22 protein-coding genes and 1 riboswitch are annotated in these 20,300 nt (G+C 45.8%); of the genes, 18 read left to right on the top strand and 4 right to left on the bottom strand.

Annotation, left to right across the window (positions count from 1 at the left end):
- Positions 1 to 59: 59 nt before the first annotated feature.
- The 3 genes from ligA (at position 60) to ACSYSL_RS03375 (ending at position 3,861) form a co-directional block, all read left to right on the top strand.
- The gene (ligA, locus tag ACSYSL_RS03385; protein ID WP_491708351.1) at positions 60 to 2,102 is read left to right on the top strand and encodes an NAD-dependent DNA ligase LigA; all 2,043 of its coding nucleotides are present in this window, start codon (positions 60 to 62) and stop codon (positions 2,100 to 2,102) included.
- A gap of 30 nt (positions 2,103 to 2,132) precedes the next feature.
- Complete coding sequence (locus tag ACSYSL_RS03380) at positions 2,133 to 3,272, top strand: CamS family sex pheromone protein (protein ID WP_010017775.1); 1,140 nt, start codon at positions 2,133 to 2,135, stop codon at positions 3,270 to 3,272.
- Between the two features lie 112 nt (positions 3,273 to 3,384).
- Entirely contained in the window at positions 3,385 to 3,861 is a 477-nt protein-coding gene (locus tag ACSYSL_RS03375; protein WP_187753447.1) for a hypothetical protein, read from the top strand.
- 68 nt (positions 3,862 to 3,929) lie between these two features.
- On the opposite strand, the gene ACSYSL_RS03370 is transcribed toward ACSYSL_RS03375, so the two are convergent.
- The gene (locus tag ACSYSL_RS03370; RefSeq protein ID WP_491708350.1) at positions 3,930 to 4,781 is read right to left on the bottom strand and encodes a hypothetical protein; all 852 of its coding nucleotides are present in this window, start codon (positions 4,779 to 4,781) and stop codon (positions 3,930 to 3,932) included.
- A 67-nt stretch (positions 4,782 to 4,848) separates the two neighbouring features.
- Positions 4,849 to 4,933, top strand: a riboswitch (SAM riboswitch).
- A gap of 77 nt (positions 4,934 to 5,010) precedes the next feature.
- Here ACSYSL_RS03370 and metK point away from each other — a divergent pair.
- A complete protein-coding gene (gene metK, locus ACSYSL_RS03365) occupies positions 5,011 to 6,168 on the top strand; it encodes a methionine adenosyltransferase (RefSeq protein ID WP_491708349.1) in 1,158 nt (385 codons plus the stop codon).
- A 21-nt stretch (positions 6,169 to 6,189) separates the two neighbouring features.
- Here metK and ACSYSL_RS03360 read toward each other — a convergent pair whose 3' ends face one another.
- The 3 genes from ACSYSL_RS03360 to ACSYSL_RS03350 are packed head-to-tail and all read right to left on the bottom strand — an operon-like array spanning position 6,190 to position 9,085.
- Complete coding sequence (locus ACSYSL_RS03360) at positions 6,190 to 7,125, bottom strand: hypothetical protein (protein WP_491708348.1); 936 nt, start codon at positions 7,123 to 7,125, stop codon at positions 6,190 to 6,192.
- Between the two features lie 56 nt (positions 7,126 to 7,181).
- Positions 7,182 to 8,864: a ribonuclease J1 gene (gene rnjA, locus ACSYSL_RS03355; protein ID WP_010017784.1), complete on the bottom strand. Its 1,683-nt coding sequence runs from the start codon at positions 8,862 to 8,864 to the stop codon at positions 7,182 to 7,184.
- A 5-nt stretch (positions 8,865 to 8,869) separates the two neighbouring features.
- Positions 8,870 to 9,085 carry an RNA polymerase epsilon subunit gene (locus ACSYSL_RS03350; protein ID WP_010017785.1) on the bottom strand — a complete coding sequence of 72 codons (216 nt, stop codon included), beginning with the start codon at positions 9,083 to 9,085 and terminating at the stop codon, positions 8,870 to 8,872.
- A 190-nt stretch (positions 9,086 to 9,275) separates the two neighbouring features.
- On the opposite strand from ACSYSL_RS03350, the gene efp reads away from it, so the two are divergent.
- From efp to ACSYSL_RS03280, 14 genes are all read left to right on the top strand, one after another.
- A complete protein-coding gene (gene efp / locus ACSYSL_RS03345; protein WP_010017787.1) occupies positions 9,276 to 9,836 on the top strand; it encodes an elongation factor P in 561 nt (186 codons plus the stop codon).
- Positions 9,837 to 9,930: 94 nt separating this feature from the next.
- A complete protein-coding gene (locus tag ACSYSL_RS03340) occupies positions 9,931 to 10,398 on the top strand; it encodes an Asp23/Gls24 family envelope stress response protein (protein WP_010017789.1) in 468 nt (155 codons plus the stop codon).
- Positions 10,395 to 10,808, top strand: coding sequence for a transcription antitermination factor NusB (gene nusB, locus ACSYSL_RS03335; protein WP_010017790.1), 414 nt, complete (start codon positions 10,395 to 10,397; stop codon positions 10,806 to 10,808). Before ACSYSL_RS03340 ends, nusB begins: the two co-directional genes overlap by 4 nt.
- A gap of 126 nt (positions 10,809 to 10,934) precedes the next feature.
- Positions 10,935 to 11,729 carry a TatD family hydrolase gene (locus ACSYSL_RS03330; protein WP_491708347.1) on the top strand — a complete coding sequence of 265 codons (795 nt, stop codon included), beginning with the start codon at positions 10,935 to 10,937 and terminating at the stop codon, positions 11,727 to 11,729.
- Complete coding sequence (rnmV, locus tag ACSYSL_RS03325) at positions 11,722 to 12,327, top strand: ribonuclease M5 (protein WP_491709087.1); 606 nt, start codon at positions 11,722 to 11,724, stop codon at positions 12,325 to 12,327. The genes ACSYSL_RS03330 and rnmV overlap by 8 nt, the downstream gene beginning before the upstream one ends.
- Complete coding sequence (gene rsmA / locus ACSYSL_RS03320) at positions 12,311 to 13,198, top strand: 16S rRNA (adenine(1518)-N(6)/adenine(1519)-N(6))-dimethyltransferase RsmA (RefSeq protein WP_491709086.1); 888 nt, start codon at positions 12,311 to 12,313, stop codon at positions 13,196 to 13,198. Before rnmV ends, rsmA begins: the two co-directional genes overlap by 17 nt.
- Before the next feature lie 93 nt (positions 13,199 to 13,291).
- A complete protein-coding gene (locus ACSYSL_RS03315; RefSeq protein ID WP_010017795.1) occupies positions 13,292 to 13,522 on the top strand; it encodes a Veg family protein in 231 nt (76 codons plus the stop codon).
- A gap of 55 nt (positions 13,523 to 13,577) precedes the next feature.
- Entirely contained in the window at positions 13,578 to 14,279 is a 702-nt protein-coding gene (locus ACSYSL_RS03310; RefSeq protein ID WP_010017797.1) for a metal ABC transporter ATP-binding protein, read from the top strand.
- Positions 14,269 to 15,057, top strand: coding sequence for a metal ABC transporter permease (locus ACSYSL_RS03305; RefSeq protein ID WP_010017799.1), 789 nt, complete (start codon positions 14,269 to 14,271; stop codon positions 15,055 to 15,057). Before ACSYSL_RS03310 ends, ACSYSL_RS03305 begins: the two co-directional genes overlap by 11 nt.
- Before the next feature lie 125 nt (positions 15,058 to 15,182).
- Positions 15,183 to 16,016, top strand: coding sequence for a pur operon repressor (purR, locus tag ACSYSL_RS03300; protein ID WP_010017800.1), 834 nt, complete (start codon positions 15,183 to 15,185; stop codon positions 16,014 to 16,016).
- A 2-nt stretch (positions 16,017 to 16,018) separates the two neighbouring features.
- A complete protein-coding gene (gene glmU / locus ACSYSL_RS03295; protein WP_491709085.1) occupies positions 16,019 to 17,395 on the top strand; it encodes a bifunctional UDP-N-acetylglucosamine diphosphorylase/glucosamine-1-phosphate N-acetyltransferase GlmU in 1,377 nt (458 codons plus the stop codon).
- Positions 17,396 to 17,532: 137 nt separating this feature from the next.
- Positions 17,533 to 18,153: a YdhK family protein gene (locus ACSYSL_RS03290; RefSeq protein WP_491709084.1), complete on the top strand. Its 621-nt coding sequence runs from the start codon at positions 17,533 to 17,535 to the stop codon at positions 18,151 to 18,153.
- A 40-nt stretch (positions 18,154 to 18,193) separates the two neighbouring features.
- On the top strand, positions 18,194 to 19,537 hold the full coding sequence (locus tag ACSYSL_RS03285; protein ID WP_491709083.1) for a dihydrolipoyl dehydrogenase family protein: 1,344 nt from the start codon (positions 18,194 to 18,196) through the stop codon (positions 19,535 to 19,537).
- A gap of 96 nt (positions 19,538 to 19,633) precedes the next feature.
- On the top strand, positions 19,634 to 20,146 hold the full coding sequence (locus tag ACSYSL_RS03280; protein WP_010017807.1) for a hypothetical protein: 513 nt from the start codon (positions 19,634 to 19,636) through the stop codon (positions 20,144 to 20,146).
- Positions 20,147 to 20,300: the final 154 nt, after the last annotated feature.

Genomic DNA, 20,300 nt, shown 5'->3' with positions numbered 1-20,300 from the left:
AGTCAGGCAGTCTATTGTCTGACGTACATAGATTTTTAAGATAAGAAAGGGAAGTTTTCATGGTTGAAAAAAACACGGCAATTAAGGATTTGACCACCGAACAGGCCAAAGAAGAAATTCAAACCTTGCAGGATCGCTTGACCGATTATGGGATTGCATACTATGAAAAGGACGCCCCCCTGGTCGAAGATCATGTTTACGATGAACAATATGCCCGTTTACAGGCACTGGAGCAGGCTTTTCCTCAATTTATTAGCCAGGATTCGCCCACCCAAAACGTTGGTGGTGCTGAAACTAAATCCGGCCTGCCGAAGGTACAGCACCCAATTCCCATGTTATCGTTGGGCGACGTTTTTTCACTTGATGAGTTACAAGAGTGGGAGGACCGAACAAAAAAGTCTTTGGGCTTTCAGCCAAAGTACAACCTTGAACTAAAAATTGATGGGTTGGCGATTAACTTAAAATACGAACAAGGAAAGTTAGTACAGGCCTCGACTCGTGGAAATGGCCTAGTTGGCGAAGACGTGACGGCCAACGTGATGACAATCGGGGATGTGCCTAAGACGTTGAAGGAAGCGGTTACGGTTGAGGTGCGTGGTGAGATTTACATGCCGAAGGCTTCATTTGTTCAGTTGAATGAAGAACGAGAAGCAGAGGGACAGGAACCCTTTGCCAATCCTCGGAATGCCGCTGCCGGTTCGCTTCGCCAATTAGATGCGAACGTCACGAAAAAGCGAAACCTTTCGGCGTTTATGTATTACACGGCCGAACCAGATCAGGTGGGCGCAGAGACGCAGGCGGGGCTGCTGGAGCGTTTTCGGGCGCTTGGCTTGCCAACTAATCCTGATAATCGCGTGATTGATAAAATGGCTGAGATTGCCCCTTATTTGAAGGAATATACTGAAAAGCGAGATGAATTACCCTATGGAATCGATGGGGTGGTTGTGAAAGTCAATGACTTTGATTCACAGGTTGATCTTGGTAACACCGTTAAGATTCCGCGCTGGGCCATTGCGTACAAATTCCCGCCGGAAGAAGCAGAAACGGTCGTTCGTGATATTGAATGGACCGTTGGCCGCACTGGAGCCGTAACGCCTACAGCAGTCATGGATCCAGTTTTGCTTGCTGGTACGACCGTTCAGCGCGCTTCACTGCATAATCCTGATTATCTGGAAATGAAGGATGTTCGGATTGGCGATACGGTCACCTTGCACAAGGCTGGCGATATCATTCCTGAAATTGGTCAGGTTGTGCTAGCAAAACGGCCGACCTCTGCCGTACCCTACCAAATCCCAACGACTTGTCCAGCTTGTGGCGCCGAACTAGTTCACGTTGAAGGAGAGGTTGTGTTGCGTTGTATGAACCCTGCCTGTCCAGCACAAATTCAGGAAGGGTTGACGCATTTTGCTTCTCGTAACGCCATGAACATTGATGGCTTGGGGCCCCAAATTGTTTCACAGTTATTGAGCCGTGAATTGGTTAAGGATGTGGCCTCCATTTATTCACTAACAAAATCACAGTTGCTGACTTTGGATAAGTTTAAAGAAAAGTCGGCGGATAATCTGATTGCAGCCATCAACGCTTCTAAGGATAATTCTGCTGAACGTCTCCTCTTTGGACTGGGTGTCCGTTTAGTTGGCGCAAAGGCTGCAAAAACCATTCTTCAGACTTTTGGGGACCTTGGGCGAGTGGCGAAAGCGACCGAAGAAGAGATTGTTGCCATTGACGGTATTGGCCAGGCCATCGCCGATTCATTGGTGAAATACTTCAAGGAACCGCAAGCACAAGCCCTGTTAGCGGAGCTTTCCCAGGCGGGGGTTAACCTGATGTATCAGTCTGATCAAGGAACCGTTGACGAAAATTCATTTTTCTATGGTAAAAAGATTGTTTTGACTGGTAAACTAGAAGTAAGCTCTCGAAGTGAGATTGCCGCTTGGCTAGAAGCCCACGGCGCTTCCGTGACTGGTTCGGTTTCCAAAAAAACCGATTTGGTTATTGCGGGGGCGGATGCTGGTTCGAAGCTTGAAAAGGCTGAAACCCTTGGAATTACGGTATGGAATGAACAGGACTTCTTATCAGCCCAACAGAATGAGCAGGCCTAATTTGCCTGTTTTTAAACAAAGGAATTATTCATGTTAAAACGAATTAAATTACGGACTTGGTTGCTAATCGGCGCTGCCTTACTCATTATTTTGGGTGCTTTCTTTTTCTTTGTGAACCTTTCTTCGCAGGCACCTTCTGTTAGCAAATCGAAGGGTGTCCAATTAACTCAAAATTCGGCTGGTCAGTATCAGACGGTGATTAAGGATGGTCATTATTTGACATCGGCAGCCCGTGGGATTACTGCGACTTCCCAGGGAAACGCCGTTGACGTAAAGGACTTTGAGTCCGGCTTACTAAACCTTGCTAAGTCCCATTTTAAGACGGGAAGGTATATTTTCCAGGAAGGACAATATCTATCATCCGATACGGTTAATAGTTTATTAGCCCGTCAAACGGATTCCGATTCAACGGGCCTTAACCCCAAGGACAATGGTAAGACCGACTCCTCTCGTAATCCAATTTACGTCCAGAGTTTGACTGAACAGGACTTTATGACCAAGGAGGGTTCTGACTTGAAGTTGGCCGGTATGGTTGTTGGTGTGGCGATGAACACGCAGGATACCTACCAGAAGGAACAGTATGGTGCCAATTACTTCCAAACAATTTCGGATGCTGACCGCATTGCTTACGGTAAGAAGATCGCACCAAAGCTAATTAAAAAGATTCGTGAACAAAACGGTGTCGACAAGAATATTCCGATTGTGATTGCCATGTATGCGAATGCTTCGGAAGATTCGCTCGGATCGGGAGCCTTTTACTCAGAGGCTACCTCTAAAACTGGAACTGATTTATCTTCTTGGTCTGATATTGATGATAAAACCGTTGTCTTTCCAAAGGAATCATCGGATTCATCATCGATTGGTTCCGACGAAAACACCGGCTTTACCAATTTTAAAAATGATATTGCCAATTTCTTCCCAAACATTGCAGGAGCAACTGCCGTTGGTCACTTTACCAATTCGAAGTTAACGTCAATGAACGTTACGGTGACCACTCAGTTCTACTCCCAAACTGAGATTCAAGCCTTTGCCAACTACGTGGCATCGGCTGCTGTGAAGTTCTTACCATCATCGGCACCCGTTCAAATTACCATTAAAACGGCGAATGAAACACAAGCGATTTTGGTACGAAAGTCCGATGAAAAGGCCTATACGGTTACACTTCTTTAATTATTTTGTGTGAGGACTCCGATTAATCGGAGTCCTTTTTTAGTGTCGACTAACTTACTGTTGACTCTTTTGTTATCGAAATTGTCGAATATTGTTACAGAAGAATAATTCGATGGTAACCAAACAAGAGGATTCCCCCTTTATACTGGAACAGTATTCAAAATTAAGGAAGTTCTGCGGAATTTTAGTGTTAAATATGATAAACAAAATCAAAGAAGAACAACAAAAGGCAAAAATAATCATTGATGATAAGCTATCACAGGCATTTGAAACGCTGAATGAATCAACTGCATTATACGAAACACGTTTGTTCGTCAAAAGAATAATTGAAGCCGAAGCAATCCATTTAAAGAAAGTCATTGACCAGGATAAAACGGTGGATGATGTTCACTTTGATCTAGCCGACTCGACTTTTGATGATAAGGTGGAAGAGATGCTGGACCTCCTATCACCGCAACGGAGAGAAGAAAATCAATTACCACTTGAAGAGGTACTTGAGTTTGATTCAGTCATCGAGGAGAAGGGCATTTTAGCAAAAAAATTTCATATTATTTCGACCTCTTTAGCTGATTTTTTTAAAGGAAAATAAGGGGGAGCCACTGTTTTTTGTTAATTAAAAAGAATCGGACGATGAAATCCGATTCTTTTTGCTTGTTTTTAAAGAAATAAAACAGTTAACAACAAGCCACATAGCGCGACAAGTGGTTGATAGCGGTAGGTTTGTGGTCGCATGCAGGAGAAAATAAAGGTTGCAAGGACTAAAATGGTTGTTGCTACGGCAGGAAGTCCAAATCCTGTGGTGTAGAAGGCGTGGATGAGCAGCGCCGACCCGGTGAAGAGTGAGAGCAACCGTCCTTTGGCTTTTGGTAAGAAAAGCGGTGTGAAGTAAAAGAGTGAACCATAGAAGAGGTGCCAAGAGTTCTTTAAAAAGTCCTGATCAACGTAGTTATAAGCTAAAAATGTGATACAAACCGGGACTGCAAAAGTTATTAAAGCGCTCAGCGCGGTGATTCCAATTACATTTTGTAATTGAACACTTGGGAAGGGCAGCAGCGTTAGAACCAGTAAAAACAGCAGTAATAGCAACATCACTTCAAAACGGGTTCGTAATGATGAAGAAAAAAGCACAAGGAGTGAAGCAATGAGCGAAACGTAAAAATGCCACGTTGGTCGTTGAAAGCGATTAGCCACTAGGAAGGCTAAGGCAAGCGAGGTAAAAAGAGAATAGGCAAGCAAAGGCCAGGCCTGCTCAAAAGAGAAAACATTGGCTAAGCGCCCCGTTAAGAGCGGTTTTAACCACCAGATAGCCACCAGAAGAACAGTGAAACCGGGAACCGTGTATGGATAAACAGCTGGTAACGAAGCGTTCACCCTACTGGTTCCCGTGTTTCCTGTATCTGGAGCACTTCCTTTCTTACTTCGCTTGAAAAAGTCGTGCCCCGTTTCCGTTGGCTTTTTTAAAAGGGCATCGAGCGCCATTTTTTCTTTATCTGAATATTCGTCTGACATACTTTTTCTCCGTTAACATCCTTGTTCTTTTTTATTTTATCATGTACAATAACAATTATAAATTACAAAACTATCAAGAGCAGGGAAGTGATACAGCACGATGAACCTGCACCAACCGGCAGTTGCACGGTGGTAATTCTGTAAGATAGGCAAGGTCATGGCGTCCAAAGACTTGCTTTGGGCGCTTTTCTTTTGCTCTTATAGGTTTTGATAGTCAGGAGGAGAAGAAATGACAAAGTATTTTACAGCTGAATCGGTGGCCAATGGTCATCCTGACAAAGTCGCGGACCAGATTGCAGACGCCATTTTAGATGCCGTCTTAGAACAGGATCCCAACGCACGTGCCGCGATTGAGGTGACAATGTCAACGGGTGATGTGTCGATCTTTGGTGAACTTTCAACAACGGCCTATGTGAATATTCGCCAAATTGCTGTTGAAACGGTTCGGGCAATTGGCTACAACCAACCGGAGTTGGGCTTTTCCGCTGATTCCATCAATGTGTCCAACAAGATTGTTGAGCAGTCGGCAGACATTGCCCAAGCTGTCGATGCCGCAGATGATGATCCGGATCAGCTAGGGGCGGGCGACCAAGGAATGGTTTTTGGTTATGCGACTAATGAAACCGCTGACTATCTACCGCTTGCATTGGACCTGTCTCATCAACTCATGCGAAAGATTCGCGCAGTTCGTGAGGAGGGACAGTTGGATTACCTACGTCCAGATGCAAAGGGCGAAGTAACGTTGGCACTTTCAGATGATGGGCAGGTTGAGCGAATCGCTGCCGTTGTGTTGTCCACGCAGCACGACGAACAGGTTGAACTCGATCAGCTCCGAAAAGACGTGAAGCGTTTGGTGATTGATCCAATTCTTCCGCAGGAGTTGGTTGATGATGAGACGAAGTACTACATCAATCCTTCCGGTCGTTTTGTTTTGGGTGGCCCGCAAGCCGATTCAGGTCTAACTGGTCGCAAGATTATTGTGGATACCTATGGTGGGGCTGCTCACCACGGTGGTGGGGCCTTTTCGGGCAAGGATGCAACAAAAGTGGACCGTTCTGGTGCCTACTATGCTCGGTATGTGGCTAAAAACTTGGTTGCTGCTGGTGTTGCTGACAAAGTCGAACTCCAGGTGGCCTATGCCATTGGGGTGGCTGAACCAGTTTCGTTGAACATCGAAACATTTGGTACGGCCAAGGTGTCGGAGCAAAAAATTGAAGAAGTGGTTCATGATTTGTTCGACTTTCGTCCTTTGGCCATTATTCAAGCGCTCGATTTAAGAAAGCCAATGTATCAACAGACGGCCGCCTACGGGCACTTTGGGCGTCCTGATTTAGATTTACCTTGGGAACGGCTGGATAAAGTCGAAGCCATTCGGGAGCAGTTATAAGAAAAAAAGAACTAGCAGAAGCTAGTTCTTTTTTTCGTTTTTCTTTTGATGATTAGTAGTGGCTTGGATGAGCGGGTATGAACCGGCCATTTTAAGAGTGAAACTATAGGCACCCGCCTTGAGAAGGGAACCGTCCAGTTTGGGACTCTGTAAATCGCGAATATGAAAATCGGCTTGCTCCGCCAAAGAGAACGTAATGAATCCACGTCGAGAGGGATTTTGCCGTCCTTTTTTCCCTTGCAGATAGGTCCAAAGAATTTTCGGGAAAGCCACTTGATTGACCATGCGTACCATGAAAGGCGATTGCCCAGGTAAATCGACCAGGCGGATTTGTAGACCGAGTGTCTTCACATTGTGTTGATAGTCGGTCCCCTGACGCAGTGTCCAAGAGAAGAAGATTCGGTCCTGACTCCTGGAAAGATAGCCCCAAAAAGAGAGGAGTTGTTCCCAAGCCTTTTTCCAGATGACTTCTTGTTGAAAGTCGGGGAGTAGTGCTGAAAAGTCAGGACCAACTTGCAACGTATCAAAGAAATAAAGTGTACCGACATTGGGTACTTCTCCTGAAATGGCGGCTAGTGGTCGTTCTTGAATCGTCATTTTCGCAAGTGATGACACAATAATGTGAATCAGCTCATGAACGGAACGGTGTTTGACGTCGGGATTAATGGCTAAAAGTGGCCGCCGTTTGCTTGGGTTAGTGGTCAGAAAAGCGTTTAAAACAGCATTCACTGAAGCCTCATTGCCAATCACCACGATGGGGGACTGGTCCTCTTTATAGCGGCGGTTGGTGGCCACTAGTTTTGCCGCCTGGTAAAGCGAGTGGTGGGGGCGGGACTTGGAAAAGCTCACGCTGAGGCTTGCTGTGGTTAGCTCACCTTGAATCTGATCAAGTATGGCGTTTTTGTTCTTACCATGGAACAGCTCTGTATCAAGAAAAAAATGTGCTTGATTGGGCATAATCGCCCTCCTAAATGATTGCGTTAAAAAAGGCATGCGTTGGCATGCCTTCGGCCTTAAACCATAATTAGCATTGGCAAAATCATTGGCTTGCGGGCAGTTTCTTTGTGTAGGTACTTGGAGAGGTCATCAATAATCGCTTGACGAATATCGGATTCGGAAGCAGACTTTTGAGACATTGCTTTGCGAATTGTATTAAAGATAACGTGGCGACCATCGTTGATCAAATCACCAGATTCACGCATATAAACGAAACCACGTGACAAAATATCTGGACCTGACAGAATTTCTTTCTTTTTCAAGTCAATGGTTGCCGTAACAATGACCAAACCATCTTGTGATAATTTGAGTCGGTCATGTAAGACCACGGAACCAATGTCCCCAATTCCAGATCCGTCGATATAAGTATCTTCGGCAGGGAAGTGACCAGCAAGACGAGGTGGGTTAACCCCGTCCATTGCCAAAACGTCCCCATTTTCTTGGATGAAGGTGTTTTCCTTGGGAATGTCTAATTCCTCAGCCAAACCGGCGTGGACCTTCAACATGCGGTATTCTCCGTGGACGGGCATGAAGTACTTTGGTTTCATCAAGGAGAGCATTAACTTCTGTTCTTCTTGACCACCGTGACCAGAAGTGTGGATGTTGTTCAACTTACCGTGGATGACGTTGGCGCCGCCTTCTTCCAATTTGTTAATGACGGCGTTGACCGAAGCGGTGTTACCGGGAATTGGAGAAGAGGAGAAAATTACGTTATCCTTTGGCTTCAAACGCACTTGCTTGTGCGTACCGTTGGCAATTCGAGCCAAAGCCGCCATGGATTCACCCTGGGAACCAGTGGACATAATCAGGAGTTCATCGTCTGGGATGTTTTTGATTTGCGATTGTTCGACAAGGGCATCGTCTGGGATATCCAAGTAACCAAGGGCGCGACCGTTGGTCATGGCTGATTCCATGGAACGACCAAAGACCGCAATCTTACGACCATTTTTGATGGCGGCGTCGGTTGCCATCTTAATACGGTTCATGTTGGAAGCGAACGTGGCGAAAATAATTCGACCGTGCTTCAACTGGCTGAATAACTTATCAACTGTCTTTTGTACCCAGGCTTCGGACTTGGTCCATTCAGGCCGTTCTGCGTTTGTTGAATCGGACATCAAGAGGAGCACGCCTTCTTCACCAATCCGGGCCATTGACCAGAGGTTTGGCTTTTGCTTGGTGGTTGGTGTGAGGTCAAACTTGAAGTCACCGGTTTCGACAATTGTACCGACCGGTGTTTTGATTGCAATTCCGAAGACATCGGGAATCGAGTGAGTCGTGCGGAAGAATTCGGCAGAAGTCTTACCGAAGTTAATCACAGAACCATCCGTGATTTCATGCAGCTCCACCCGGTTGAGCATTTGCTTTTCTTCCAGCTTGTTGCGGATAAGCGCCATGGCCAATGGCCCGGCATATACCGGAACGTTAACGGACTGTAAGAAGTAGGCAATGGCCCCAATGTGGTCTTCGTGACCGTGGGTGATGACCAAGCCCTTCACCTTATCAATGTTTTCGACTAAGTACGAGTAGTCGGGAATGACGTAGTCAATTCCTAAGAGGGAATCTTCAGGAAACTTAATACCAGCATCGACAATGACAATTTCGTCCTGGTATTCAATCCCGTAGGTGTTTTTCCCAATTTCACCTAGGCCTCCGAGGGCGTAGACCGCCACTTCGTTTGGTTTGATATCGATTTTATTCATGAAAATTAGTTAAAAGTCGTTAACTTGAATTCCGGATCAGCCTGTTCGTACACCAGAGCTGCGTCAGAGAGTTCTTCAACTGTTTCAATGTTATAGTCGGTATTCTTTTGTGCCATTGCGTAGGCATCGGCTTGGTTATCAGCCTCTAGATAAAACGATTGGGTATATTCACGCTTAGGGTTGCGTTCCATACTTTCTTGATAATAAACTTTGTAAACCATGTTTGTTTTCTCCAAAATAGTAATTTTTTTGTCTCGAATCGGAAACCTTAATTGCAATTTTACCATAGATAGAGGGAAGTCGCGACTTTTATTGCTTGCTTATCCTTGAAAAAATACCAGTTAAACCGTGCGAAAACTGCTTTTTTTTGTTACAATAAAAGTCAATTACGAATAAACGAGGGATATGCTCATGGCAATTGGCATGAATGATTTGAAGACAGGTTTGACGATTGAATACTCAAATTCAATCTGGCGCGTGATTGAATTCCAACACGTGAAGCCTGGTAAGGGAGCGGCTTTTGTTCGCTCAAAGTTGAAGAACTTGCGTACGGGTGCGGTTAACGAAGTGACTTTCCGTCCTGGTGACAAGTTTGAACAAGCTGAAATTACGACGCGTCCAATGTCTTACTTGTACGCTGAAAACGATGGTCGTGTCTTTATGGATACGGAATCATACGAACAAATCAACATCCCTGATGAAAACTTGAAGGAAGCCTTGAAGTACATGCTTGAAGGGATGGAAGTTAAGATCACGATGTATGGTTCAGAAGTGTTGGGGGCCGAATTGCCTTCATCCGTTCAACTGAAGGTTGTCGAGACGCAACCAGGCATCAAGGGCGCTACTGCAACGGGTTCTGGTAAGCCTGCCGTTGTTGAAACCGGTGCAACGATTACGGTTCCTGACTTTGTTAACGAAGGTGAAACCATCATCGTTAACACGGAAGATGGTTCTTACAAGGGCCGCGCGTAATCATGACGACTGCTTTGCTCTGGTGAAGCAGTCTTTTGTGTTTTGTTAGACTGTTTAAGGACAGTCAATTTTGGTCAATCAAGGAGGAAAGCCCATGGCAAAGTCAACTGATTTAACAAGCAAGAACTTTTTGCTGACAAAGGAGCAAATGGCAGACGGTCAGATGCTCGTTTCAAAAGCGGCATTGGAAGCCGTTGCGCAGGCTGCTGCACAAGGAGTTGATGGCGTTGCGGCTATGCAAGCCAAGGTTTACGAACACTTGCCTAAGTATTTGACTCGGGTAGCTGGGGTACAACCAGCAGTCCCTGGCGTCTTGTTAAAAAAGGGTGAGGATAATCAAGTGACCTTTGACTTAGCCGTCATTCTTGAATACGGGGCGGTTATTCCAAAAGTCGCCTTTGCTATTCAACAGGCAGTGAAGGCCGATTTGGCTAATTTAGCGGGCTTGGTTGTTGATTCAGTGAACGTCACCGTTACTGGTTTAGTGCCTGATGAGGACCACCAAACGATTGATCCAGAACACCTTTTTGATAAAAGTGGGAAGAAGGAGTCAGCAAAATGACCCAAATGTCACGACATGAGGAACGACAAGCAGCCATGCAAATTCTCTTTGCGGCTACCAAAGAAGTTCCTGATGATAACCAGATGGATTTGAATTATGATCTAGTTCTTGGTAAGCGTTCGTACCAAGCCTTTTTACCCCAATTAGTGAATGGGGTGTTGGCAACGTCTAAGGAACTGGATGAAGAATTGGCCAAGCACTTGGTAACCGGCTGGAAATTGGACCGAATTGCTCGTTTGAACTTAGTGATTCTTCGAATGGCAAGTTATGAATTAACACTTCCGGAACCAACCCCCTACAAGGTTGTTGTCGATGAGGCAGTTGAATTGGCGAAGGAATATGCAACGGTCGAAGATGCTCAGTTCATTAATGGGGTGTTGAAAAACTTTGCACCAGCTAACGTTGAATAACGAAACAAAAGGAACCGGCCGTTGTGGTCGGTTCTTTTTGTTCGTTAAAAATGGCGAGGACGATTGAATAGCAGCAGAAAAGCCCTTTCCTGTGCTAAAATGTTAGAAGATATAGAGGAGGCTTTCATGGCAATTTACCACCCAAACGAACAACCTGCACCAACATACGATGCGCACACTCACTTAAATGACGATGCGCTTTACTTCGATGTTCCGGCTTACTTAGGTCGGGCTCATGAGTTTCAGGTGCTCGAAATGAACGTGGTCGGCTATAACCGAGTGGGGAACACCCGGGCGCTTGAAATTGCACACGAGAATGAGGGGGTGTGGGCCGTTTTGGGCTATCAACCAGAAGATACACCTGATTTTGATGATCAGGCTCGAGCCGAGTTAGCCGAACAGCTAAAAGATCCATCGGTTGTTGGTGTCGGTGAAACCGGTCTGGATTATCATTGGGATACTGATCGCGATGTTCAAATGAAGGCCTTTTTGGCCCATATTGAGCTGGCAAAACAACTCGATTTACCGGTCATTATCCACAACCGGGATGCCTTTGACGACGTTTACCGCGTTTTGAAGGAGCAAGGGGTCGAGAAGGCCATCATTCATTCTTTTTCTGGTACTCCTGAACAAGCGAAGGCCTGGGCAGACCTTGGTTATTACGTATCATTTTCGGGTGTTGTGACTTTTAAAAAAGCACAAGACGTTCGAGAAGCGGCTAAAGTCGTTCCTTTGGAACAAATTTTGGTTGAAACAGACGCACCATACCTCGCGCCAACGCCTTTCCGAGGCAAAACAAATGAACCAGGTTGGACGAAATACGTAGTGGATTCATTGGCAGAAACGCTCGAAATGGATCGTGATGAATTGGCGGCTAAAACGGTTCAAAATGCCCACCGTGCTTTTTTGAACCATGACTAAGCTGTCAGTTCAGGAAAATGCATTGCCGACTGTTCGGGCCATGGTCGTTGTTGAAGGGTGGGCAGATACCCAACGGTTAGCCTTGGCGGTGAACTGTGACACCATTGAAACCGGTGGTTCTGCCTTGGGAAAAGAAACGATTGAACGCATTCGCCTAGCTGCTGAGCGGCGGGGAGTGATCGTTTTAACAGACCCTGATTTTAATGGCAATCGACTACGGCAGCTCATTTTAGCCGCCGTACCAACGGTCGTCATGGCCAGTATTTCACGTGATCAAGGCCGTGCCGAGAAGGACAACCCCCATCAATCACTCGGTGTCGAGCATGCGAGTCCGAATGACTTGCGGTCTATTCTTTTGGAGGCCGATCAGCGAGTTGGCCAAGCAGTGCCTCCTTCGGATATTGATCAGGCCTTTTTGTTAACCAACGGACTAGTGGGTTCTGGTCAAGCGAAGGAAAGACGCCGATTGGTTGGCGACCGACTTTCTTTGGGTTATGCGAACGGGAAACAGTTCTTAAAGCGTTTGCGGGCTCTTGGATTTCAACAAAATGACATTTTGCAAGTATTAAAAGGAGGCCAAGATGGCCAAGACAATTGACATTGCGTCACCAGCCAGAACACAAGCGATTTTGAATCAGTATGGTCTTCGTGCCAAAAAGAAGTTTGGACAAAACTTTTTGACAGATGGCAATATTTTGTCAGGAATTGTGCAAGCAGCTGATTTAACAAAAGAGGATTTGGTTGTTGAAATTGGCCCTGGAATTGGTGGCTTGACGGAGTACCTTGCTCGGGCTGCCAAAAAGGTGTTGGCCTTTGAAATCGATCCCGACATGGTCAAGATTTTAGCCGAGACTTTAGCACCTTATGATAACGTGCAAATTGTCGAACAGGATGTACTGGAAGCGGATCTTAAGACGGTGCTGGCCGAATCATTTGGTGAAAAAAGCGCTGTCAAAGTCGTTGCCAACTTACCCTACTACATCACGACGCCCATCTTACTCGCCCTTTTGCAAGCAGGCATCCATTGGGAAAAGCTCGTGGTCATGATGCAAAAAGAGGTGGCTGACCGACTTTCCGCAAAACCGGGGACAAAAGAGTATGGGGTCTTGACCGTTATGCTAGACTACTACGCCTCGGTTGCCATTGCCTTGAAGGTGCCTGCTAAGGCCTTTAATCCGGCACCTAACGTGGATTCTGCAGTGGTAACGCTGACTCCTAAACCAGCCGAAAAGCCAGTCGATCATCCTAAACAGCTTTTTTCATTAGTAAAGGCTTGTTTTGCACACCGACGTAAGTCGCTGTGGAATAACCTCTTGCAACGATTTGGTAAGGAGGAGGCGGTTAAGGAGGGGGTCACACAAGCCCTGCAATTAGCGGAAATTGACCCTGGTATTCGGGCAGAGCGTTTGACGTTGGCAGATTTTACGCGACTCTATGAGGCTTTAAAAGAGAAAAAAGTCTTACAATAACTTTTGATTCATTCTATTTTAATTCCCTTTCAAGTTGAAAAATTATTAACATTCGGTTATAATTATGATTGTTTAATGAGAAAGGCGGTTCAAATGTCAAGCATCGAAGAAATTAAATCAAGATTAGACAATCACATTGGCGAAGCCGTTACCGTCGTTTCGCAGGCCGGCCGCAAAAAATTTACAGAACGTTCTGGCGTTTTGCGTTCTACTTTTCCATCACTATTTGTTGTGGAATTAGACGAAGATACACAGTTTAAGCAAGCTTCGTATAGTTATGCAGACATTTTGACGAAGAATGTCCAGGTTGACTTTGCGGAATAAAACTGAACAAAAGGGGCCCTCGCGGGGTCCTTTTTATTTTTTAGAGGAAAGAAGCATGAAAACGATAATTCAAGTTGACCATTTTCGGGCCGCTTTTGGTAAAAAGGTAATTTTAAAAGATGTTTCCTTTACGCTGACTGATGATCAGTTGGTGGTTATTCTCGGCGAAAATGGTGCGGGGAAAACGACGTTAGTGACAGCGATTCTAAACGCCGCACTTAGCCAGGAAAAAACCGGGGCCATTCAAGTGCAGGCTGAAAACGTTGCTTATGTTCCGCAGTTTCGAGATCTTGGAGCTGATTACCCCCTATCGATTCGCTCCTTTATTGCACTTGGGGTGCGCAATTACGGACTCCCCTGGCTTAGTAAAAGCGAAAAGCAGCATGTTGCTGACGCGATTCAGCGCTTTGACCTTGAAGCGATTGCTGATCAGCCAATTGCCATGGCTTCCGGCGGACAAAAGCAACGGGCGTATATCGCTCAGGCGGTGGCAAAACAACCTGATTTACTAATTTTAGATGAACCAAGTTCTGCCTTGGATAGTGAACACACGCTGGCTCTTGTTAAGCAGATTCGGCAGGTGCAGCAGGAGCAGAAAATGCTCGTTCTCTGGATTTCTCATGATACTTCGTGGGTGAAAGGGAAGGCAGACCGTTATCTTTGGTTGCATAACCAAGAAGTTGACCTGGGCTTAGCCAAGGAGCTACCTGTTGCAGCTGATTCAACACACCGTGAGGAGGTGAACCATGTTTTCTGAACCCTATATGGTCCATGCCTTCGTGGCGGGAACGGTCATTGCCATTGTCTCAGCACTTGTGGGAACGTTTGTGGTGGCGAGGTCGTATAACTTCTTAACCCATTCACTTTCCGAAATTGCCTTTGCAGGGGCCGCCATGGGCTTTTGGTTAGGCTTTGCACCGTTGATGGGGATGATTGCCCTGACGGCTCTATCGGCCTTAGCCATTGGGTCCTTAGAAAATGCCAAAGTCAAATCAGACAATGTCACATCAGCCATTTCGGCTTTGGCCATTGGATTGGGAATTTTGTTCCTGGCTTTGGGCCACTCTTCTTCCTCTTCGGCTACTGGTATTCTCTTTGGTTCGGTATTGGGCATTTCGCTTTCCGATATCTACCTATTGCTCGGCATGGCTGCCTTGGTGATGGCGCTCATCCTTTTTTTCTATCGACCGTTATCATTACTAGCCTTTGATGAAGAGGGTTTATTGATGTCACGAAATAAGAAGGGGCTTTTGCGAATCTTTTTCCTCCTAATCATGGCCTTGTCAGTTGCGATTTCGTCTCAATTAGTTGGTTCGCTATTGGTCTTTGTTCTCGTTACATTGCCAGCGGCTTCGGCACGAACTTTTCAAAAGTCGGTTGTTGGTCTGATCGGGATGAGTATGTTTTTCGCACTGTTTGGTACCTGGATGGGCCTTTCGCTGGCTTACTTAACTAACCTACCGACCTCGGTTTTCATTGCCTTAATTGAGGTGGGAATTTATCTTATGTCTTTGCTAATGCAAAAAATGAACTAAGCTTTAAAAAGTTAAAAATTCTAAGTTAAAAAGACGAATGTTCGTCTTTTTAACTTTTTTTATGCTATAATGTTCGGGAGATTTTGTTTAATAAAGGGGGCGGGCCAAGGGCCCGACATGGCAATATGAAGACACGACGAGCCGACCGTTTGGTCGATATGACCCATTACTTACTAGAGCATCCAAGGGAACTCGTTTCCTTGAACTTCTTTTCAGAACGTTATGAAACCGCCAAGTCATCAATTTCAGAAGATTTGGCGATTGTTCGGCGTGTTTTTAAAACGCGCGGGACTGGCGATTTAAAAACCTATCCTGGTGCTGCAGGCGGTGTCTTTTACACACCGTTAATGGGTGAAGTGGAGGCCGTGGACTTTGTCAATGCCGTTTGCGAAGCGGTGTCAGACGAATCACGTGTGCTCCCTGGAGGCTATGTTTACCTTTCTGATCTGCTTGGGCGTCCCGATATTCTTCGCCAAACGGGTCGCTTGCTCACTACCCAATACGCCGGCCAAGAAATTGACGCGGTTATGACGGCTGCGACAAAGGGGATTCCGTTGGCTCAGGCAGTCGCGAGCGAATTAAACGTTCCGTTTGTCATTGTTCGTGATGATGCCAAGGTAACGGAAGGTTCCATGATTTCAGTTAATTATCTAACTGGTTCCTCCAAGCGTGTTGAGAAAATGGCTTTGTCGAAGCGGTCCCTGCGGTCGGGTGCTAAGGTACTCATTGTTGATGATTTTATGAAAGCCGGCGGCACCATTCAGGGAATGCAGACGCTGGTTCGTGAATTCGGGGGACATGTTGTGGGAACGGCTGTTTTTGCTGAAGGTCGTTCGAATGTCCGTCTAATCGAAGACTTCACCTCATTACTCCATGTTGAAACAAGTCCCGATGCGACGGGGGCTATTAAGGTTGCGCCAGGCAACTTTCAGAAGCGAATTTATCAAAAGAAGGATTGATCATGAAAGGAACAAACGTTGTCATTTTAGCAGCAGGAAACGGTTCGCGAATGAAGTCGAACTTGCCAAAAGTGCTGCACCAGGTAGCTGGCCGAGCCATGGTGGATTGGGTGATTTCAGCCGTTGAACCCCTGTCGCCTGAAAAGATTCTGACGGTCACTGGTGTCGGCGCTGAACGAGTGCAAGAACACCTTGTTGGCCGTTCCGACTTTGTCATTCAGGAAAAGCAATTGGGGACTGGCCATGCTGTCTTGCAAACGAAAAAGGCACTTGGCGACTCAGCGGGATCAACGTTGATTTTGTCTGGTGATACCCCACTCTTTACGACCAAGACGCTTGATGCTTTGCTTGAGGAACATGATCGAACGAAGGCAGCCGTGACGGTATTAACGGCTCATGCCGATGATCCAACGGGTTATGGTCGGATTGTTCGCGACGATGATGGCATGGTCTTGAAGATTGTTGAAGAAAAGGACGCTTCCATCACGGAACGTCGAATTCAAGAAATCAATACTGGTGTTTACGTTTTTGATAACCAATTGCTCTTTCAGGCCCTTGCCAAAGTCGGTAACGATAACGCCCAGGGAGAATATTACCTGCCGGATACGCTCGACATTCTTCGTGAAAGCGGGCAGCCTATCGGTGCCTATGAAACCATGGACTTTTCAGAGTCGCTTGGGGTAAACGACCGCGTGGCTTTAGCAAAGGCCAATGAAATTATGCGAGCACGCATCAATGAAAAGCACATGCGTAATGGGGTGGAGTTATTGGCCCCTGCCCAGACCTACATCGAGGCCGATGTTAAAATTGGTCAGGATACGGTCATCGAAGGCAACGTAACGTTGACCGGGCAGACCGTTATCGGTCATGATAACCACCTGACGAATGGCACGGTGATTGCGGACTCTTCCATTGGGGATGGCAACGTGATTACCTCATCTCACTTGGAAGAAGCGGTCGTAAAGAACGAAACGACCATCGGTCCCTATGCCCATTTACGTCCTTTGGCAGTGATTGAAGACGGTGCCCACCTAGGTAACTTTGTCGAAGTGAAAAAAGCAACCATTGGGAAACAATCAAAAGTGGGGCACCTTTCATACGTTGGGAACGCCACTCTTGGCGAAGATGTTAATGTGGGTGCTGGTACAATATTTGTTAACTATGACGGTGTGCATAAGTTCGATAGTAAAGTCGGGGACCGTGCTTTTATCGGTTCCAATACGAAGATCATTGCGCCCGTGACCATTGAAGACGAGGCAATTACGGCTGCGGGTTCAACCATCACAAATGATGTTCCGAAGCATGCAATGGGTATTGCGCGCTCACGTCAGGAAAATAAGGCAGACTTTTGGAAGCGTATGCCACATAAGAAAAAGTAGAAACTGCTAGCTAAAAAAGAAAGGAAGGGATTCTTCCTTTCTTTTTTATTATGGTTTAAAAATGGCTGGCTATCTGTGTTATAATGATTCTTGGTAATATAATTACAACTAGACCAATATGATAAAAGGAGTCGAATATGTCTAAGAAAGCCCTTGCGTTAATTGCTGCTATTGTCGTGATTGTTGCTGGTGTTGCGACCGCTATCGTGGTGGGGAATCACCAGTCCAATAGTAAAAATAATGGTTCCATGAGCGGAATGTCGATGTCTTCTGACAAGAAAATGAACATGTCATCGTCAATGGACATGTCATCATCGATGTCCGATATGTCTGGAATGAAAATGGATGAGAGCTTGCCAACCAACTTAAAGGCAGCCGAAAATCCTAAGTATCCAGTTGGCACAGCTATCACGCTTGAAGCCACCCATATGTCCGGTATGAAGGGCGCACAAGGTACGGTTGCGGCTGTTTACGATACGAAGGTCTATGAAGTCACTTACCAACCAACAAATGGCGGTCAGAAAGTGACAGGCCATAAGTGGTTGACCAAGGACGACTTTAAAGACATGAAGGACCACAAGAAGGGTGACAAGGTAACACTTGAAAGTGATCACATGCCAAATATGAAGGGTGCTAAGGCTACCATTACTAAGGTGGAAGACGGACCAGCATACGCTGTTAATTACCAACCAACAACGGGTGGTAACATGGTCATGAACCATAAGTACTTGGTTGAATCAGAGATTCAAGCACGCTAAGCTAGGATTGTTATGATCACGAATTCGAAAGGAGTTTTGGATGGATTTTTCCGTACTGCATATTGGATCTGGTCAAGCAACATGGAACGGGGCCGTTCCGCTTGCTAAGACTGGTGTGAAAATTGGCGTCATTGAAGAGTCACAATACGGCGGGGTTTGCTCGAATAAGGGTTGCAATGCCAAAATTATTTTGGACAAACCCTTGCAGTTGATTGACCAAATCAAAGCACTGCAAGGTCGCGGCCTTGATGGTGTTCCTAAAGTAAATTGGGAAGACTTGATGGCTCACAAGCACGAACTTATCGTGCCCCAAGACCAGCATGGTAAGGACCGCTTGGATAATGCTGGAATCACCACCATTAATGGTCACGCAGAATTCGTTGATGCTCACACAGTGAAGGTTGGTGAGAAAACGTACACGGCCGACAAGATTGTCATTGCCACCGGTTTGCGGCCCCACCGCTTGAACATCCCTGGTTCTGAAAACTTCGCTAACTCGACGGATTTCTTGTCACTGCCACATATGCCTGAACATGTCACTATTTTGGGTGGTGGTTTTGTCGCAATCGAGTTTGCAACGATTGCTTCTGCGGTTGGTGCCAAAGTCGATGTGATTACTCGTGGCAACCGCCTCTTGAAGCAGTTCCCAGCCGAATACGTGGCTTCTGTCCAGGCTGACTTGAAAAAAGCTGGTGTTCGGTTTATTCCAGACATGGAAATTGAACGAGCTGAAGAGGAAGAAAACGGTTCATTGACTTTGTATGGACCCAAGGAATTCCAGTTAACGACTGATTATGTCCTAGATGCAACGGGACGAATTCCAAATCATGATCAGCTGAACCTCGAAGCAGCGGGGGTCAAAGCCAACCCCCGGGGTATTGAGGTTAATGAGTACCTGCAAACAAACGTCGAAAATATTTACGCTGCCGGGGATGCCATCGATAAGACCATTCCGAAGTTGACACCGACAGCCGCTTTTGAATCTCGTTACCTGGCTGCTAAGTTTATGGGAACCAATGAAGGGCCAATTGCCTACCCAGCCATTTCTGAAATTGTCTTTACCTCACCACGGATTGCCCAGGTGGGTGTTCATTTGGATGAGGCCAAGGCCAATCCTGATCAATATGAAGTGGTCGAAGCTTCCTACGATGGGGACTGGTATCGTCAGATTGAAAATGAGCAGGGTGCACAGCTTGCCTTAATTTTTGATAAGAAGAGCCAAAAACTAGTTGGTGCTGCTGAAAAGGCAAACGCTGCTGAGGAAACAATCAACACAATTGTTCCATACGTGCAAATGGCGTTGACAAAGGAAGAATTAAACGATTTTGTTTATGTTTTCCCTTCCATTGCCTACACCTTGCAACGACGCTTACCACTAGTTTAAGCAATGAAAAACCGTCCTTTTTTGAAAAGGACGGTTTTTGCTTTTGTTGACCTTTCTGCCTATGCTATACTTCTTTTGTTAAGCAAAGGAGACGTCATGGAACTATCAGGTGAAAATATAGTTGATCTAGTTGAAAATCAGTCATACAAGGACACGGTGCTTGAGAATTCTAAAGAAAAGGATGTTGATTTAGATGCACTCTTTTCTGCCTTTTTGCAACTAGCCGAAAATGAAGAACCGGCACGGGCCGCATTGGACATTGATGGGGGAATTGAGCAGGGTGGCACGACTTTGTCACTGGAATTAAACGTCATCAATTTACCACTTCGTTACAAAAACCAGGAAAAGAAACTGGTTTACGTCGATCAGGCATATGAATTGAACGTTTACCTGATTGTTGACAATGCCAACGTTTCCAAATCTGCTTTGAAAATTGAAAAACTGGCTTCACTATCGGCCTTCTTAGATGATTCTGATTCAGTTTTTGCCAAAGCGGCCCAACGTTTTGCTGAACTTCTCGATGAAATTCGTGAAAATCAGAAAGTGGCTTTGCAGGAAGCAGAAGAGGCGGCAGAGACGACTGAAAAAGAAGAAAAATCGGCAGAATAGTATTGATTTCAGTGGATAAATCAAACTAAGTAAACAATATCAAGAAAAAGAACCCCTCATAAGAACTGATGAATCAGTATGATGAGGGGTTCTTTTCATTTTGGTATTGGTAACATTTGGAGGGGGGAACAAAGCAACTATCCCTCCTAAAAAA

The organism is Fructobacillus sp. ESL1129 (assembly GCF_058507945.1).
Note: the sequence above shows the minus strand (reverse complement) of the source record. Positions and strands in the feature narration are given on the sequence as shown.

Bases quoted from the DNA above. Each gene is read 5' to 3' on its own strand.
- ligA (WP_491708351.1), top strand. From the start codon at position 60: ATGGTTGAAAAAAACACGGCAATTAAGGATTTGACCACCGAACAGGCC.
- ACSYSL_RS03380 (WP_010017775.1), top strand. From the start codon at position 2,133: ATGTTAAAACGAATTAAATTACGGACTTGGTTGCTAATCGGCGCTGCC.
- ACSYSL_RS03375 (WP_187753447.1), top strand. From the start codon at position 3,385: ATGGTAACCAAACAAGAGGATTCCCCCTTTATACTGGAACAGTATTCA.
- ACSYSL_RS03370 (WP_491708350.1), bottom strand. From the start codon at position 4,781: ATGTCAGACGAATATTCAGATAAAGAAAAAATGGCGCTCGATGCCCTT.
- metK (WP_491708349.1), top strand. From the start codon at position 5,011: ATGACAAAGTATTTTACAGCTGAATCGGTGGCCAATGGTCATCCTGAC.
- ACSYSL_RS03360 (WP_491708348.1), bottom strand. From the start codon at position 7,125: ATGCCCAATCAAGCACATTTTTTTCTTGATACAGAGCTGTTCCATGGT.
- rnjA (WP_010017784.1), bottom strand. From the start codon at position 8,864: ATGAATAAAATCGATATCAAACCAAACGAAGTGGCGGTCTACGCCCTC.
- ACSYSL_RS03350 (WP_010017785.1), bottom strand. From the start codon at position 9,085: ATGGTTTACAAAGTTTATTATCAAGAAAGTATGGAACGCAACCCTAAG.
- efp (WP_010017787.1), top strand. From the start codon at position 9,276: ATGGCAATTGGCATGAATGATTTGAAGACAGGTTTGACGATTGAATAC.
- ACSYSL_RS03340 (WP_010017789.1), top strand. From the start codon at position 9,931: ATGGCAAAGTCAACTGATTTAACAAGCAAGAACTTTTTGCTGACAAAG.
- nusB (WP_010017790.1), top strand. From the start codon at position 10,395: ATGACCCAAATGTCACGACATGAGGAACGACAAGCAGCCATGCAAATT.
- ACSYSL_RS03330 (WP_491708347.1), top strand. From the start codon at position 10,935: ATGGCAATTTACCACCCAAACGAACAACCTGCACCAACATACGATGCG.
- rnmV (WP_491709087.1), top strand. From the start codon at position 11,722: ATGACTAAGCTGTCAGTTCAGGAAAATGCATTGCCGACTGTTCGGGCC.
- rsmA (WP_491709086.1), top strand. From the start codon at position 12,311: ATGGCCAAGACAATTGACATTGCGTCACCAGCCAGAACACAAGCGATT.
- ACSYSL_RS03315 (WP_010017795.1), top strand. From the start codon at position 13,292: ATGTCAAGCATCGAAGAAATTAAATCAAGATTAGACAATCACATTGGC.
- ACSYSL_RS03310 (WP_010017797.1), top strand. From the start codon at position 13,578: ATGAAAACGATAATTCAAGTTGACCATTTTCGGGCCGCTTTTGGTAAA.
- ACSYSL_RS03305 (WP_010017799.1), top strand. From the start codon at position 14,269: ATGTTTTCTGAACCCTATATGGTCCATGCCTTCGTGGCGGGAACGGTC.
- purR (WP_010017800.1), top strand. From the start codon at position 15,183: ATGAAGACACGACGAGCCGACCGTTTGGTCGATATGACCCATTACTTA.
- glmU (WP_491709085.1), top strand. From the start codon at position 16,019: ATGAAAGGAACAAACGTTGTCATTTTAGCAGCAGGAAACGGTTCGCGA.
- ACSYSL_RS03290 (WP_491709084.1), top strand. From the start codon at position 17,533: ATGTCTAAGAAAGCCCTTGCGTTAATTGCTGCTATTGTCGTGATTGTT.
- ACSYSL_RS03285 (WP_491709083.1), top strand. From the start codon at position 18,194: ATGGATTTTTCCGTACTGCATATTGGATCTGGTCAAGCAACATGGAAC.
- ACSYSL_RS03280 (WP_010017807.1), top strand. From the start codon at position 19,634: ATGGAACTATCAGGTGAAAATATAGTTGATCTAGTTGAAAATCAGTCA.